Raw genomic sequence first — 14,238 nt, forward strand, 5'->3', positions numbered from 1 at the left:
ATCCACGACGACATCGCGGGTCGGCAACGGATTCGACGAGCACCCGATCGGCGGACACGCCGGTCGGCCGCCCCGCGCGCCCACTGGTCCACACTGGCGCCCGAATGCCGCACAACCCCGGTGTGGCGGAGGGAGGCCGGCCATGGCCGTTTCGGTTTCGGTGGTGCTGCTGCTGCTCGTCCTTGCGGTGATCTTCCTCCGCAACGGCGGGCTGAAGCTCTCACACGCACTCGTGTGCGCCCTGCTCGGGTTCTTCCTCGCGGGTACGAGCATGGCGCCGACCATCCACGACGGCGTCTCCGCGACCGCCGAGGTCGTCGGCAAGCTCAGCCCCTGACGGCGAGGCCGGCCACCGGGGCCCGACTCCGGACCGCCAGGCGGCCGGCGTCCCCGGTCCGCGACCGCCGAGGCCGCCGCGACCGCCGCGACCGCCGCGACCGCCGAGGCCGCACCGGCCGGGCCGGCCGGGCCGTCCGCCGTGGGGCGGGCGGGCAACCGGCCTGCGGGCGACACGGCCCCGATTCGGGCGTTCAATGGGTGCATGCACCCCGGGAAGTGCCTGCGGCCGGGCCGTGGCCGCCCACTCGCCGTATCGGGCCTGGCCGCACTGCTCCTCGCGACGACGGCCCTGGCGTCGGGTGCCGTCGGTCCGGGCGCCGCCTCCGGCGCCGCGCCGTCGCCGTCCCAGCCCTCGCCCCCGCCGTCGCCGTCCGAGCCTCCGCCGTCGCCGTCCGAGCCTCCGCCCAAGCCACCGTCGGACCAGCCGCCGCCGCTTCTCACACGCGCCGACGTGGACCGGGCCGTCGCCCGCCTCGACGGCGTCGTGCAGGACATGATGAAGGAGACCGGCGTCCCCGGCGTCGCGGTGGGTGTCGTGCACGAGGACCGCGTGCTGTACCTGAAGGGCTTCGGCAGGCGGCACGTCGGCGAGCCCGCCGCCGTCGACCCCGGCACCGTCTTCCAGCTCGCCTCTCTCTCGAAGCCGATCAGCTCGACCGTCGTCGCGGGGGCGGTCGCCGGCGAAGGCACCGACGGCGCGGACGCGGAGGGTGAGGGCACGGATGGTGCGGGGACGGAGGATGCGGGCGGGGACGGCGGGGAGGCCGGATGGGACGAACCGGTCGCCCGGCACCTGCCCGGCTTCGCCCTCAAGGACCCCTGGGTGAGCGGCCATGCCACGGTCACCGACCTGATGTCCCACCGCAGCGGACTGCCCGACCACGCGGGAGATCTGCTGGAGGACCTGGGCTACGACCAGGCGTACATCCTGAGCCGTCTGCGCGACGAGCCGCTCGCCCCGTTCCGCGCCACCTACGCGTACACGAACTTCGGCTTCACCGCCGGTGCGGAGGCCGTCGCCCGCGCGAAGGGGGTGAGCTGGCAGAAGCTCTCCGAGGACACCCTGTTCCGGCCCGCCGGGATGGACTCCACGAGCACCACCTTCGCCGACTACGAGAAGGCCGCGAACCGGGCGGTGGCCCATGTCCCCGGCCCCGACGGCAGTTGGCAGGCGAAGTACGTCCGTGACGCGGACGCCCAGGCGCCCGCCGGAGGCACCAGCTCCACCGCCGAAGACATGATGCGGTGGCTGCGGCTCCAACTGGCAGGAGGGAAGCTCGACGGCAGGCAGATCATCGACGCCGAGAGCCTGCGGCACACCCGTCTGCCCGAGATCGTCTCCCAGCCGCCGACGTCTCCCGCGGGACGGACCGGCTTCTACGGGCTGGGCTGGAACGTCAACTACGACGACCAGGGCCGGCTGCGGCTCAGCCACTCCGGCGCCTTCGAACTCGGCGCCAACACCAATGTGACGATGCTGCCCGGTGAACAGCTCGGCATCGTCGTGCTCACCAACGGCAAACCCGTCGGACTGGCCGACGCCGTCGCCGAGGACTTCTTCGACATCGCCCGGTACGGCAAGCCCGCCCGTGACTGGCTCCCGCTGTTCGCCGCGCTCTACGCGCAGCTGGACGAAGCCGGTGTGTCCCCCACGGACTACGCCGATCCGCCCGAGTCCGCGAAGGCCGCCCGGCCCGGCGGCGCCTACACGGGAACCTACGACAGCGCCTACTACGGGAGGGCCACCGTCACCACGGGCCCGGACGGCCTGGTGCTCGAACTCGGCCCGGAGCCGAAGCGGTTCCCGCTGCGCCACTACGACGGCGACACCTTCAGCTTCGAGACGACCGGCGAGAACGCCGTCGGGCCGACCGGCGTCACCTTCACGTTCGACCAGGGCGACACGGCACGGAAACTGCGTGTCGAGTACCTCGACGAGACGGGCCTCGGCACCTTCACCCGCCGCTGAACGGCCGAACGGCCGAACGGCTGAACAGTCGAACAACTGAACGCCGCGGCCGAGCCAACGCCGAACACCGCGCCCGGGCAACCCCGCCGAGCACGGCGGTGCGGCGCCGCCGGACGTCCCCGCCTCATCGCGACCGCCGTACGCGACGGCACCGCCCCGCCCGCGGCCGGCCGCCGGTGACCGGGCACTCCGGTCGGGCACGGCGGGCCCTGCCGTGCCCGACACGGTGGAGAGCGGTGGAGAGCGGTGGAGGCGCCGGGGCTGCTCCCGGGCGCGGGCGGGCGCATGCCCGGGTCCGCCGGAGGCGGCGGCCCGGGTATCCCCGCGTCCCCGTCAGGTGAGGGCCGGCGCCAGGTGAGGGGGCCGGCGTCAGGTGAAGACCGGCATCTCACCCTCGGTCGTGGTGGTGTCGATGACGGCGAACGGCGCGCCCTGCGGGTCGACCACGGCCGCGAAGCGACCGAAGGGGGTCGTCATCGGCCCGAACACCAGCCTGCCGCCCAGCTTCCGGACCGCTGCGACCGCGGCGTCGCAGTCCGCGACCGTCCAGTAGACCTGGACATAGGACGGCACCTCGGGCGGGAACTCGTCCGTCGTCTCCATCCGGCCGAGGACGGGATCCCGTCCCAGGTCGAACACCTTGAAGTCGCCCTCCGGGTCGACCAGGGTCTTCACGCCGTAGCCGAAGACCGCGGGGAAGAACGCGTCCGACTTCCCGGGCTCACGTGTGACGACCTCCGCCCAGCAGAAGGAGCCGGGGACGTTCGTCGCCTCGAAGCCCTTGTACGTACCCCCTTGCCAGACGCCGAAGAAGACACCGCCCGGGTCCTGCGCGAGGCACATCGTCCCGAACTCGCCCACCTGCATCGGCTCCATGAGCACGGTGCCGCCGTTCCCACGGATCCGCCCGGCGGTGGCGGCGGCGTCCGGGGACGCCAGATAGAGGCACCACCGGGAGGGCCCCTCCTGTCCGGGCGCGGGCGGGACCACCGCGGCGACGGCCTTGCCGTCCGCGAACGCCCGCGTGTAGCCGCCGTACTCGGGCGACGACTCGCCGAACGTCCAGCCCAGGACCTCGCCGTAGAAGGCCTTGGCCCCCTCCAGGTCCGAGAACATCGCGTCGGCCCAGATCGGTGTGCCTTCGGGTGCGTCTGCCATGACGGTGACTCTCTTCCGTGCGGAATACGTGGTTCGGAGGTTTGCCTCCCAGCCACGCTAGCCATCGCCGCGCGGTCGCGCGCGGCGACGCGGATTTCGGCCCCTGGACCGGGATCCGATGCCGCAGGCACGGTGCGGCCCCGGTCCCGGAGTCCGCGCACCGTCGCGCCGACCGTCCCCGTCACCGTATCCGTCCCCTCATCGGGCCCCGGTCCCGGAGTCCGCGCACCGTCGCGCCGGCCCGTCCCCGTCACCGTCTCCGTCGCCGTATCCGTCCCCTCACCCGTATCCGTCACCGTTCCCGCACCGGGGCGTTGCGGGCACGGACTCAAGGACCGAGCACCCGGGAGCGGATCAGGAACCGCACGCCCTCGGGAGCCTCCAGCGAGAACCCGCTGCCGCGCCCCTCGACCACGTCGACGATCAGACGTGTATGGCGCCACGCCTCGTACTGGCTCACCGACATCCAGAACGGCACCGGCGCGTCGACGCCCTCGACGGCGAGTTCCGCCAGCAGCACGTCCGAGCCGCCGGTGCGGAACTCGCCCGCCGGATAGCACATGGGGGCGCTGCCGTCGCAGCAGCCTCCCGACTGGTGGAACATCAGGGGCCCGTGGGCCCCGGTCAGCCGCCGCACCAGGTCGGCCGCCGCCGGGGTGAGTTCCACGGGTGCGCCGGCACCCGCCCCGGCGCTCATGACGCGTCGTCCGGGCGCCGCGCCGCCCGCCCGCGCACCCGGCACTCCGTATGGCGCAGATACATGCCCCGCCCCTTTCCCGCCGCTGGTCCCGCGCGCGGCGCCGCCGATGCCCGTCCAGTCAACCTGCCCCGACGTTGCGACCGCGTTGCACCGCGACCGGTGCGCGGAGCCGGACGGAGCCCCGTGATCCGGTCCCCTGAGCGGTCAAGCGGCGCCGTCCGCACCTCGTCCGCCCAGCTCGTCCGCCCACCGCGGTCGCTCGGCGCGTCCGCCCGCCGCGTCCGCCCGCTGCGGTCGCTCGGTGCCGTCCGCACCGTACCCGCCCGGCGACGGTCACGCCCGGCGGCGGTCACGCGCGGCCGCGCCCGGAACGCGGACCCCTGGGCGCCCGGTCCTCGGGCAGGGCGTCGAGCAGCTCCCGCTCGTCGGCGGTGTCGAGGCCGGCGCGGCGCTCCCGGTCGAGACCCTGCTCCCGCTCCCACACCAGCAGGTCGGCCAGCAGCTCCCGCCGCGGCCGGTGGCGCAGCCCCGCGGCCCGGGCCGCGGCCCCGCTGCGCGCCGAGAAACCCTCCCAGCCCGGGTCGTCCAGCCACATCGGCAGGGATCGGGGGCCCATGAACCCGGCCACGTCGTGGGCGCGCAGCCATGCCGCCCCGGCGGTGACCACCGGCCCGGTGTGCCCGCCGGCGGCCCGGGACAGCTCGATCCACTCCTCGAACGGGACCACCGGCCCCACCGCGTCGTATGTGCCGGTCGTGCCCCGCTCGGCGGTGTCGAGAAGCCAGCCGGCGAGGTCGCGGACGTCGACCGTCTGGGTGGGAACGCCCGTGCCGTCGGGTACCAGCATCGGCTCCCGGGGTGCGCGTGCCGCCCGGGCCACCCAGTAACCCGAGCGTCCGGTGTGGTCGCCGGGGCCGCCGACGAGGCCGGCGCGCGCGATCAGCAGGCGGTCCCCCACGGCGGCAGACGAAGCCTGCTCGCAGGCGACTTTCGACTCGCCGTAGCGCGCCCGGTCCACCTCGTCGGACTCCGTCGGTGGGAGCAGCGCCGCCGATTCGTCCGCGTCGGCGTCGCCGTGTGAGGCGTAGGCGCTGACGGAGGACACATACGTCCAGTGCCGGGCCCCGGCGGCCAGCGCGTCCAGGGCTCCGCGGACGAAGCCCGGCTGCCACGACACCTCGTAGACCGCGTCCCACTCGCGGTCCCGCAGCGGCTCGTACGAGGAAGGGTCACGACGGTCGGCCGCGACCAGTCGCGCCCCGTCCGCGACAGGCCCGCTCTCGCCCCGGGCGAGGCAGGTCACCCGATGGCCGCGTGCGAGCGCCTGCATCGACAACTCGCGCCCCAACCAGGCCGTTCCACCGAGTACCAGAATCTCCATGCGGCCACCCAAGCATCCGCGCCCCCGTGCGACCTGCGGGTTCGCGCAGAGCGGAGCAGGGGCCCGGGCGCTCGCGCCGGCGGGCTCGCCCGGGTCGAGCGCCTCACCGGGTTCTGCCCGGCCGTCCGCGTCGTCACCCGGAGTTCCTCCGCGGGGACGCCCCGGGACGGTCAGTCGGCCTCCTGGCCCCTCCGTGTTTCCGGTTTCTCTGGTGTCTCAGGTTTCTCTGGTTCCTCCGGTGGTTCCGGTGGTTCTGGTGGTTCCGGTTTCTCCGGTGGTTCCGGCAGCTCCGGTCGCTCCAGTCGCTCCAGCCGTTCCAGCAGCGCCGGCAGATCGGCGAAGGAGTCCAGGACGTGGTCCGGGGTCCCCGGCGCGTCCCGGTGCGCCCCGGGCCGGTACTTGCCCGTCCGGACCAGGACCCCGGTGAGCCCCCGGCGCTGGGCCGCGAGGACGTCGGACTCGATGTCGTCGCCCACCATGAGGGTCCCGCCGGGATCGGCGCCCAGACGCTCCAGGGCCGCGGCGAAGAAGGCGGGCGACGGTTTGCCGAGCACCACCGCCTCGGTGCCGGTCGCCGCCTCGAGGCCCGCCAGGAACGCGCCCGAGTCGAGTCGGAGCCCCGCCTCGGTCCGCCAGTACAGGTTGCGGTGCATCGCGACCAGCCGTGCACCGCGCCGGAGATGGGCGAAGGCCCGGTTGAGCGCGGCGTAGCCGAACTCGGGGCCCGCGCCGCCGACGACGACCACGTCCGCGGGTTCGCCGTCCTCGGGACCCATGACGGTGACGCCTTCGAGATCGCCCGCGATGTCACCGCTGTTGAGCAGCAGGCAGCGCGCTCCCGGGAAGTGCGCGGCGAGATACGCGGCGGTCGCCGCGGGCGCCGTGAGGACGTCCCGCGCGGTCACCGGGAAGCCGGCCCCGGACAGCGCGTCCGCGACGGACGCGCGGGTGCGCGAGGTGGTGTTGGTGACCAGGGCCAGCGGCACGCCCCGCTCCCGCAGGTGCTCCATCGCCGCGACCGCTCCCGGCAGGGGCTTGAAGGAGACGGTGAGCACACCGTCGATGTCGATCAGTACCGCGTCGGCCCGTCGCATGGAACCGACCGTACCCGCGGGCGGGGGACGGCGCGGTGCGGCACGGGGCCGCGGTGCGGGACCGGCTCGGGGGTACGGGCCCGCACCGCGGCGTCCGGGACGCCGCCGCTCAGATGGCGGCGGGTTCGAGCACGACCGGCAGCTCGGTGAGGCCGCGGAAGGCCGGAAACGGCACCTCCATCCACGCCGGCTCCGCCCGCGGGTCGGCCGGCGCGATCCTCGGGAACCGGGTGAACAGGCCGCTCAGCGCGAGCTGGGTCTCCAGCCGGGCCAGCGGCGCGCCCAGGCAGTAATGACCGCCGTGCCCGAAGCCGATGTGTGCGGCGGTGCCCGGGCGGCGTACGTCGAACACGTCCGGGTCCTCGAACTTCAGCGGGTCGCGGTTGGCGGAGAGGAGCGAGATCTGCACCAGCGAGCCCTTGGGGATCCGGGTGCCGCCGATCTCCATGTCCTCGGTGGCGTACCGGAAGGTGGCGCTCTCGACCGAGCCGTCGAAGCGGACCAGTTCCTCCACCGCCGGGCCGATCAGCTCCGGGTCCTCCCGCACGGCGCGGAGCTGCGCGGGGTCGGCGAGGAAGTGGTGCACGGCGTTGCCGATGAGGTACGCGGTCGTCTTGTGGCCCGCGAACATCAGCAGGAAGGCCGTGGAGACCAGTTCGCCGCCGGTCAGTCCGCCCTCCTGGTCCCGGGCCGCGGCGAGTGCGCTGAGCAGGTCGTCACCCGGTCGGCCGCGCTTGCGGGCGATGAGTTCGGTGAAGTAGGCGTGGAGGTCCTCCTCCGCCTGCTGCTGGGCCCGCTTGAACTCCTCGCCGAAGCCGGTCTGCGCCACCGTCGTGGACAGCTCCTGCATCAGCGACCGCTCCTGCGGCGGTACGCCCAGCAGCTCGCAGATCACCGTGATCGGCACCGGGAAGGCGAACGCCGGCAGCAGGTCGAACGGCTCCCCGGTCGGGCACGCGTCAAGGAGCCGGTCCACGATGTCCTGGATCTTCGGCCGGAGGGCCTCGACCCGGCGAGGGGTGAACTCGGAGTTGACGAGCTTGCGCAGCCGGGTGTGCTTGGGCGGGTCGGAGTTGAGCATGTTGTCGTCCAGCGCCACCGACGAGTCGCCGAAGATCCTCCGGTACGCGTCCATGGCCCCGTACATGTCCTTGCTCAGCCGGGGGTCCGACAGCGCCGCGCGGGCGTCCTCGTACCGGGTGATCAGGTATGTCTCGATGCCGTGCGGGGGCGTCATCGGGCAGACGGGAGCAGTGTCCCGAAGGTGCGCGTACACCGGGTGGGGGTTGCGGCGGAACTCCGCGGTGCACCGCTCGGCTGCGGCGACGGGGTCGTGCGTCGTGGTCACGGACGGCTCCTGAGGTCGAAGAGGGCCTCGGCGTTGCCGCCGAGGATGCGCTGCTGGGCCGCCCTGTCGACGGGCAGCTTCTCGATCATGCGGACGAGGTCCTCGAGGGGCACCGACAGCGGTGGCGAGTCGGTGCCGAAGAGCATCCGCCCGGGCCCGAGCACCTCCGCGTTGAGGCTCAGATGGGCGGGACTGAACGGGCTGGTGTCGACGTACATGCGGCGCAGTGCGGCGCCCGGGTCGGGCGACGCCTGGACGGTCGGCTCCGGGACCCCCGCCGGAGGACGGCCGGCAGGAGGCCGCACGGCCCCCTGCCGACCGGCCGCCGGCGGGGCGGAGGGCGGCGCGCCCCCGCCCCAGTGCCGGGGGCGTGCCGCCATCTGGAGGCGCTCCGGCAGCAGGGCCATGGCCCCGCCGCCGGTCGCGCCGATCAGCCGCAGACCGGGGTACTTGTCCAGCCACCCCGCGAAAGCGATCATGGCCATGCCCATGGCGACGTCGCCGAAACGGCCGATCTGCTCGACGAAGGCGATGTTCTCCACCCGCTCCGTGCCGATCGGTTCGGCCGGCGCGTGCACCATGACGGGCACTCCCACCTCGGCGGCCAGCGCGAAGAATGAGTCCGCCCGCGGCGAGCCGAGCAGCTCGCCGTGCACGCTGGAAGTGGTGATCAGGCCGACGAAGGCGGGGTCCGCCAGCGTCTCCCGTACCCCTTCCAGATGGTCGTCGTCCCCGAACGGGTTCGCGTACACGTACCCGCGCAACCGGTCCGGGAACTCGGTGATCAGGCCCGACATCCACGCGTGGAAGCCACGCAGCCGGTCGCGCGGTTGCTTGTAGTTGTCCACGCCCGGAACCCGCGCCATCGCCCCGGCGCCGACGGGGCTGCCGATGATGGTGAGGTCGATTCCGGCCTGGGCGCGGGCGGCGAGCATGCCGTCCACGTCGGTCAGGCTGGGGGGCATGGGGAAGCGTTCGGCCGCCTCCGGCGGGGACAGGTGCCCGTGGATGTCGATGATCATTTGTCGGTTCCCGGTTTCCGTGTGAGGGCGCGGGTGACCGCGGCGCAGTCCTCGTCACCGAAGCCCTGCTCGGTGGCGCTGACATGGGTCTCCGCGGCCGCCGCGGTGAGCGGCAGGCTCAGGCCGGAGGCTTCGGCCTGCTCCGTTGCGAGCATGAGGTCCTTGGCCATCAGCCGCAGCCGGAAGTCCGGCTCCTCGAAGCGCCCCGAGGCGAGGCGCCGGGACTTGAACGACATGACCGGTGACGCGAAGCCGCTGCCCGCGATGGTGCGCAGGACCTGCTTCCGGTCGAGACCGGAGGCGGCCGCCAGTTCGGCCGCCTCGGCCATCGCCTGCACCTCTATGCCCATCAGCAGGTTGAGGAGCAGCTTCATCCGCATGCCGGAACCGAGTGCGCCCAGATGGACGACCTCCTTGGCCAGCATCTCCAGCAGCGGCCGCCCGTCGGCGAAGACCCGCTCCTCGCCGCCCACGAACAGGCGCAGTTCACCGTCGCGGGCGTGGTCGCGGTTGCCGAGCATGCCGACGTCCAGGACGGCGGGCGCGTCCCCGGCGAGGCGGACGACCTCGTCGGGCGCGACGGTGCTGGCGCAGATCAGGGCGCCGGGGTAGCCGCCCCGGGCCAGGATCCCGTCCGGGCCGCGCAGCACGGTCCGCAGGGCCTCGCCGTCGGCGACGGTGCAGATGGCGGCACTCGTGCCCGCGACCGCCTCGCTCGGGCGGGACGCGGCGAAGGCGCCCGCTCTGGCGAGCGGCTCGGCACGCTCCGGGGTGCGGTTCCACACCCGAACCTGTATGCCTTGACCGAGGAGGCGTGAGGCCAGGCCGCCGCCCATGGTGCCGAGACCGAGGACGGCGACGGGCCCGTTCGTGGTGTAGGTCATGACGTCTCCTTCACGGTCTCCATGACGACTCGGAACCTCAGGGACTGCGTCGAGTCGACCCACTCGCGGAGCGGGGCCACCAGGGCACGGTGGTCGTCGCTCTGCTGCCAGGCGAAGAAGTGCTCGGGAGTCTCCCACTCGCTGGTGATCACCCACTGGCGGGAGTCGTCGACGGGCTCACCGAGCCGCTCGACGATGTGGCCGGGAGTGCCGGCGACGGACTTCCGGAGCTTGTCGTACATCTCCAGGAACCCCTCTTCGCCGCCCTCGACGACCCGGACCGCGAAGACCACGGACAGCCTGTCGTTCTGTCGGCCGTTCTGCACAGTGCCCATGTCTCCTCCTGATGGTGAGAACCGGTGGGACACGCTTTCCAAGGACTCATGGCCCCTGGGGGGCTGCAACTCCGAATGGCGGACACCCCAATGGGCGCAGGGGGTACCGCTCCGTGATTAGTCCATGCGGGTGAGTGACCGAAGGGCCCGGACGGCAGGGGCGAGGAGGCTCCGGTACCCCGTGAACCGGGTTGTCTTCCCCCGCCGGGCACCGGACACCACACGGGTCGGCCGCCCGCCCGCCGTTCGGCCGTACGAAAGACGCCCGATGGCCCAACGCCCGTGCCGCCGGGCGGGGGCCTCCGGCCGGGCGGGGGCCGGGGGACGGGTTCCGCGGCGGTTCCGCCGCGGGTCCGCGGGCCCGGCCGCGCGGAAGCCCTCGCGGGTGCGGTGCGGCTGTTCACCCGTTCACCCGTTCACCCGTTCACTCGGCCCCACCGCACGGCGCCGCGGCCGTCGGCGGCCGGGCGCACGGCTTCGGGGAGGCGGCGCGGGAGGGTGGCGAGTGCCCGGACGCGGTGGCCGGCGGCCGGGGGCCGGGGTACTCGAAGAGCGTGTTCATCCCGCTCACGCGACTCTGCCGGGACAAGTGCCACTACTGCACCTTCGCCACCGTCCCCGGCAAGCTCCGCCGCGCCGGCCACGGGCCGTTCATGTCGCCCGACGAGGTGCTGGAGATCGCACGGCGCGGGGCGGAGCTGGGCTGCAAGGAAGCCCTCATCACCCTCGGCGACAAGCCGGAGGACCGCTGGCCCGAGGCGCGCGAGTGGCTCGAGGCGGAGGGATACGACGACACCATCGCCTATGTGCGGGCCATGGGTGGTCGGGTCCAACGTGGTCGTGAAGTCAGGAGCGTTCCTGCACCGGGCCGTCGTCCACGACAACGTGTACGTCGGACCCCGGTGGCGCCGCGGCGGGCGCGGGGAGCCCGGCGTCGCGGCGCCTGGTCCCGAGCAGAGCCGCGGCGCGCCGTCCCCTCCGGACCTCGGTGGCTCCCGGCGCCCCGAGACGCCCCCGCCCCCCGCGCCGATCCCCGGCGCGGTCTCCGGGACGCACCGGGGCCGTGCGCCATTGGGCGACGGGGTGCCCGCGCCCGACGAAGCCGGCCCCGAGGGAGGCCGGCCGTGACAGGACCCTTGACCGGTCCCGTGACCGGGCTGGCCCGGCCGGCAGCCCGCGGAAGTCCTCGCGACCGCGGAATCCGCCGGACCACCGCCGCGTCCTCGCCATCAGGGAGTCCCATGGCCACCCCGCACGGCTACTCACCGCCGCCCCCCGGCTTCGGCGGCGGACAGCGCCCCGCCGCCACCGCGCTGTACGGACCGCACCTCGACGGCGACACGATGCCCGCGCTGTACGAGGAACTCCGCGGGACCCACGGCCCGGTGGCACCCGTCACCGTAGCGCCGGGCATCGACGCCTGGCTCGTACTGGGCCATCGCGAGCTGCTCCGGGTCGCCCGCGACGAGCAGGACTTCTCCCGGGACCCGCGCCGCTGGAGCCCGCTGCGCGACGGCCGTGTGCCGCCCGACTCGCCGATCCTGCCGTACGTCGCCTGGCGGCCCGCGCTGCTGTTCGCCGACGGCCAGCAGCACCGCCGGATGAGGGCCGCCGTCTCCGACGCCCTCGCCCGCGTCGACGGGCACGAACTGCGACGGCGGGTGCGGTCCGCCGCGGAGGAGCTGATCGCGTCGTTCGCCGGCCGCGGCGCGGCCGACCTGATGCCCCACTACGCGCGCAAGCTGCCGCTGCTGGTCATCAGCGGACTGCTCGGGCTGGACGAACGGCCCGGCAGGCGCCTCGTCCACGCGATCAGCCGGGTGGGCGGCGCCACCTCGGACTCCGGCAGGGCGAGCCGGAGGATCAACGCGATCCTTCACGCACTGATCGAGGAGAAGCGGTCCCGCCCCGGTGACGACATCACCTCCGCCCTGCTGCACCACCCGGCGCGCCTGACCGACGAGGAAGTGCTGCACAACCTGCTGGTGATGTTCATCGCCGGCCACCAGAGCACCGTCGACTGGATCGCCACGACCCTGCGCGTGCTGCTGTGCGAGCCCGCGTTCCGCTCCTCGCCGACGAGCGGCCACCTCACCGCGGACGACGCACTCGACCTCGTCCTGTGGCGCTTCCCGCCGACGCAGAACCTCCCCGCCCGCTACGCCACCCGCGCCCTGCGCTTCGGCGGCCAGTCCATCCGGGTCGGCGACATGCTGATCCTGGGGCTCGCCGCCGCCAACGCCGACCCGGCGGTGCTGCCGCCGGGCGGGCCCGCCACCGGCAACCGCTCCCACCTCGCGTTCGGCGCGGGACCGCACACCTGCCCGGCCCAGGACCCGGCCCGGCTGATCACTCGTACCGCGGTGGACACCCTCCGGCAGCTGCTGCCCGACATGGAACTGGCCGTCGAGCAGTCGGAACTCGCCTGGGCGCCCTCGCCGTGGAGCAAGGGGCTCACCGCCCTCCCCGTCCGTTTCACCGGCCCGCGGCCGTCCCGCACCCCGCGGACGGACCGGGCCGGCCCCGGCACCACCCGCCCCGGCCACCCGGCCGCCGCACAGACAGGAGAGGCCCGTTGACCACCTCACCGAGCACCCCGCACCGGCTGGACCCGGCCGGCGGCTGCCCGCACGCCGACAACGCCAGGCTGCTGGCCCGGGGCGCGGTGGCGCCCGTCGTCCTGCCCGGCGACGTGCCGGGCATGGCCGTCCTGGGACACGACGCTCTCAGGGAGTTCCTGGCCCACCCGGATGTCGCCAAGGGCGCTGAGCACTTCACCGCGCTGCGCGAGGGCCGGATCGCCGACGGCTGGCCGTTGAAGACCTTCGCCACGGTACGGGGGATGACCACGGCCGACGGCGCCGACCACCGACGGCTCAGGTCGCTGGTGAGCAAGGCGTTCACGGTACGCCGGGTCGCGGACCTGCGCCCCCGGATCGAGACGGTCACGGAGGAACTGCTGGACGGACTCGGCCGGGTCGCGGCGGACCACGGCGGAGTCGCCGACCTGCGCCGGCACTTCGCCATGCCGCTGCCCATGGGGGTCATCTGCGAACTGCTGGGTGTGGACGCCCGGTACCACGAGCGACTGCACCACCTGTCGAACGAGGTCGTCGCCACGGACATCGGTCCCGAGGCGGCGATGGCAGCCAACCGGGAGCTCGTCGACGTGCTCGGCGCCGTGGCCGCGGCCCGTGCGAAACAGCCGGGCGACGACCTCACCAGCGCGCTGATCGCCGCCCGCGAGGACGACGGCGACCGGCTCAGCGGACACGAGCTCATCGGCACCCTGCTGCTGATGATCGTCGCGGGTCACGAGACCACGCTGAACCTGATCACCAACGCGGTCCGTGCGCTCTGCACGCACCGCGACCAGCTCGACCTGGTCCGAGCGGGCCGCGCGACCTGGGCGGACGTCGTCGAGGAGACCCTGCGCTGGGACAGCCCCGTGAGCTACTTCCCCTTCCGCTACGCCACCCGGGACCTCACCCTCGACGGCACGGCCATCCCGAAGGGCACCCCGGTCCTCGCCGGATACTCCGCCGCCGGAAGGGATCCGGCCGTGCACGGACCGGACGCGGGCCGCTTCGACATCACCCGGGCGTCCGGCGCACGCCATCTCTCCCTGGGCCACGGCGCGCACTACTGCCTGGGGGCGCCGCTCGCCCGGATGGAAGGGGCCATCGCCCTGGAGCGGCTGTTCACCCGCTTCCCCGGACTGGAATTGACCGTTCCGGATCAGGAACTTCCCCGGCACGCCAGCTTCGTGGGGAACAGCGTCCGGGAACTGCCGGTACGCCCGGTTCCCTAGTGCCGCGTCAGGCGGGGTCTGCCGTCGGTGGCGGCGCCGAGCGGCGTCCGGTGCGGTGCGTCGCAGGGCGCCGGATCGGCCTCGCAGGGGGCCTGCCCGGTCGGTCCGGCGACGCGGCGGGTCGCCGTGCCGGGCGTCGCGACGTGGCGGACGCCGCCTCACGCGGCACTTAGACTGGGCCGGACGGCCGGACGGCC

The 14,238-nt window shown here is 73.9% G+C and carries 12 protein-coding genes and 1 pseudogene; 5 read left to right on the forward strand and 8 right to left on the reverse strand.

Annotated elements, in window-relative coordinates; translation table 11 throughout:
- The first annotated feature begins 142 nt into the window (after positions 1-142).
- On the forward strand, positions 143-337 hold the full coding sequence (locus DDQ41_RS29940) for a hypothetical protein (protein ID WP_017948612.1): 195 nt from the start codon (positions 143-145) through the stop codon (positions 335-337).
- A gap of 204 nt (positions 338-541) precedes the next feature.
- Positions 542-2,308 carry a serine hydrolase gene (locus DDQ41_RS29945; RefSeq protein WP_109297267.1) on the forward strand — a complete coding sequence of 589 codons (1,767 nt, stop codon included), beginning with the start codon at positions 542-544 and terminating at the stop codon, positions 2,306-2,308.
- Between the two features lie 369 nt (positions 2,309-2,677).
- Here DDQ41_RS29945 and DDQ41_RS29950 read toward each other — a convergent pair whose 3' ends face one another.
- The 8 genes from DDQ41_RS29950 to DDQ41_RS29985 form a co-directional block, all read right to left on the reverse strand.
- Entirely contained in the window at positions 2,678-3,466 is a 789-nt protein-coding gene (locus DDQ41_RS29950) for a VOC family protein (RefSeq protein WP_109297268.1), read from the reverse strand.
- A gap of 328 nt (positions 3,467-3,794) precedes the next feature.
- Entirely contained in the window at positions 3,795-4,163 is a 369-nt protein-coding gene (locus tag DDQ41_RS29955) for a DUF779 domain-containing protein (protein ID WP_109297269.1), read from the reverse strand.
- Between the two features lie 352 nt (positions 4,164-4,515).
- Complete coding sequence (locus tag DDQ41_RS29960; protein WP_109297270.1) at positions 4,516-5,547, reverse strand: NAD-dependent epimerase/dehydratase family protein; 1,032 nt, start codon at positions 5,545-5,547, stop codon at positions 4,516-4,518.
- 170 nt (positions 5,548-5,717) lie between these two features.
- Positions 5,718-6,641, reverse strand: a complete 924-nt coding sequence (locus tag DDQ41_RS29965; protein WP_109297271.1) for an HAD-IIA family hydrolase — start codon at positions 6,639-6,641, stop codon at positions 5,718-5,720.
- Between the two features lie 109 nt (positions 6,642-6,750).
- On the reverse strand, positions 6,751-7,989 hold the full coding sequence (locus tag DDQ41_RS29970) for a cytochrome P450 family protein (RefSeq protein WP_109297272.1): 1,239 nt from the start codon (positions 7,987-7,989) through the stop codon (positions 6,751-6,753).
- Positions 7,986-9,011, reverse strand: a complete 1,026-nt coding sequence (locus DDQ41_RS29975; protein WP_109297273.1) for an amidohydrolase family protein — start codon at positions 9,009-9,011, stop codon at positions 7,986-7,988. Before DDQ41_RS29975 ends, DDQ41_RS29970 begins: the two co-directional genes overlap by 4 nt.
- Entirely contained in the window at positions 9,008-9,895 is an 888-nt protein-coding gene (locus tag DDQ41_RS29980) for an NAD(P)-dependent oxidoreductase (RefSeq protein WP_109297274.1), read from the reverse strand. Before DDQ41_RS29980 ends, DDQ41_RS29975 begins: the two co-directional genes overlap by 4 nt.
- A complete protein-coding gene (locus DDQ41_RS29985) occupies positions 9,892-10,230 on the reverse strand; it encodes an antibiotic biosynthesis monooxygenase family protein (protein ID WP_109297275.1) in 339 nt (112 codons plus the stop codon). The genes DDQ41_RS29980 and DDQ41_RS29985 overlap by 4 nt, the downstream gene beginning before the upstream one ends.
- A 554-nt stretch (positions 10,231-10,784) precedes the next feature.
- Here DDQ41_RS29985 and DDQ41_RS33185 point away from each other — a divergent pair.
- From DDQ41_RS33185 to DDQ41_RS30005, 3 genes and pseudogenes are all read left to right on the forward strand, one after another.
- Positions 10,785-11,003, forward strand: a pseudogene (locus tag DDQ41_RS33185) (radical SAM protein); the annotation flags it as partial.
- 468 nt (positions 11,004-11,471) lie between these two features.
- Positions 11,472-12,809 carry a cytochrome P450 gene (locus tag DDQ41_RS30000; protein WP_109298014.1) on the forward strand — a complete coding sequence of 446 codons (1,338 nt, stop codon included), beginning with the start codon at positions 11,472-11,474 and terminating at the stop codon, positions 12,807-12,809.
- The gene (locus DDQ41_RS30005; protein ID WP_109297276.1) at positions 12,806-14,041 is read left to right on the forward strand and encodes a cytochrome P450 family protein; all 1,236 of its coding nucleotides are present in this window, start codon (positions 12,806-12,808) and stop codon (positions 14,039-14,041) included. The genes DDQ41_RS30000 and DDQ41_RS30005 overlap by 4 nt, the downstream gene beginning before the upstream one ends.
- Positions 14,042-14,238: the final 197 nt, after the last annotated feature.

It is taken from the genome of Streptomyces spongiicola, assembly GCF_003122365.1.
In the GTDB taxonomy this organism is placed as follows: Bacteria; Actinomycetota; Actinomycetes; order Streptomycetales; family Streptomycetaceae; genus Streptomyces; species Streptomyces spongiicola.

Coding starts and splice junctions, on each gene's coding strand:
- DDQ41_RS29960 (WP_109297270.1), bottom strand. CDS start 5,547: ATGGAGATTCTGGTACTCGGTGGAACGGCCTGGTTGGGGCGCGAGTTG.
- DDQ41_RS29980 (WP_109297274.1), bottom strand. CDS start 9,895: ATGACCTACACCACGAACGGGCCCGTCGCCGTCCTCGGTCTCGGCACC.
- DDQ41_RS29975 (WP_109297273.1), bottom strand. CDS start 9,011: ATGATCATCGACATCCACGGGCACCTGTCCCCGCCGGAGGCGGCCGAA.
- DDQ41_RS29985 (WP_109297275.1), bottom strand. CDS start 10,230: ATGGGCACTGTGCAGAACGGCCGACAGAACGACAGGCTGTCCGTGGTC.
- DDQ41_RS29965 (WP_109297271.1), bottom strand. CDS start 6,641: ATGCGACGGGCCGACGCGGTACTGATCGACATCGACGGTGTGCTCACC.
- DDQ41_RS29955 (WP_109297269.1), bottom strand. CDS start 4,163: ATGAGCGCCGGGGCGGGTGCCGGCGCACCCGTGGAACTCACCCCGGCG.
- DDQ41_RS29940 (WP_017948612.1), top strand. CDS start 143: ATGGCCGTTTCGGTTTCGGTGGTGCTGCTGCTGCTCGTCCTTGCGGTG.
- DDQ41_RS30000 (WP_109298014.1), top strand. CDS start 11,472: ATGGCCACCCCGCACGGCTACTCACCGCCGCCCCCCGGCTTCGGCGGC.
- DDQ41_RS29950 (WP_109297268.1), bottom strand. CDS start 3,466: ATGGCAGACGCACCCGAAGGCACACCGATCTGGGCCGACGCGATGTTC.
- DDQ41_RS29945 (WP_109297267.1), top strand. CDS start 542: ATGCACCCCGGGAAGTGCCTGCGGCCGGGCCGTGGCCGCCCACTCGCC.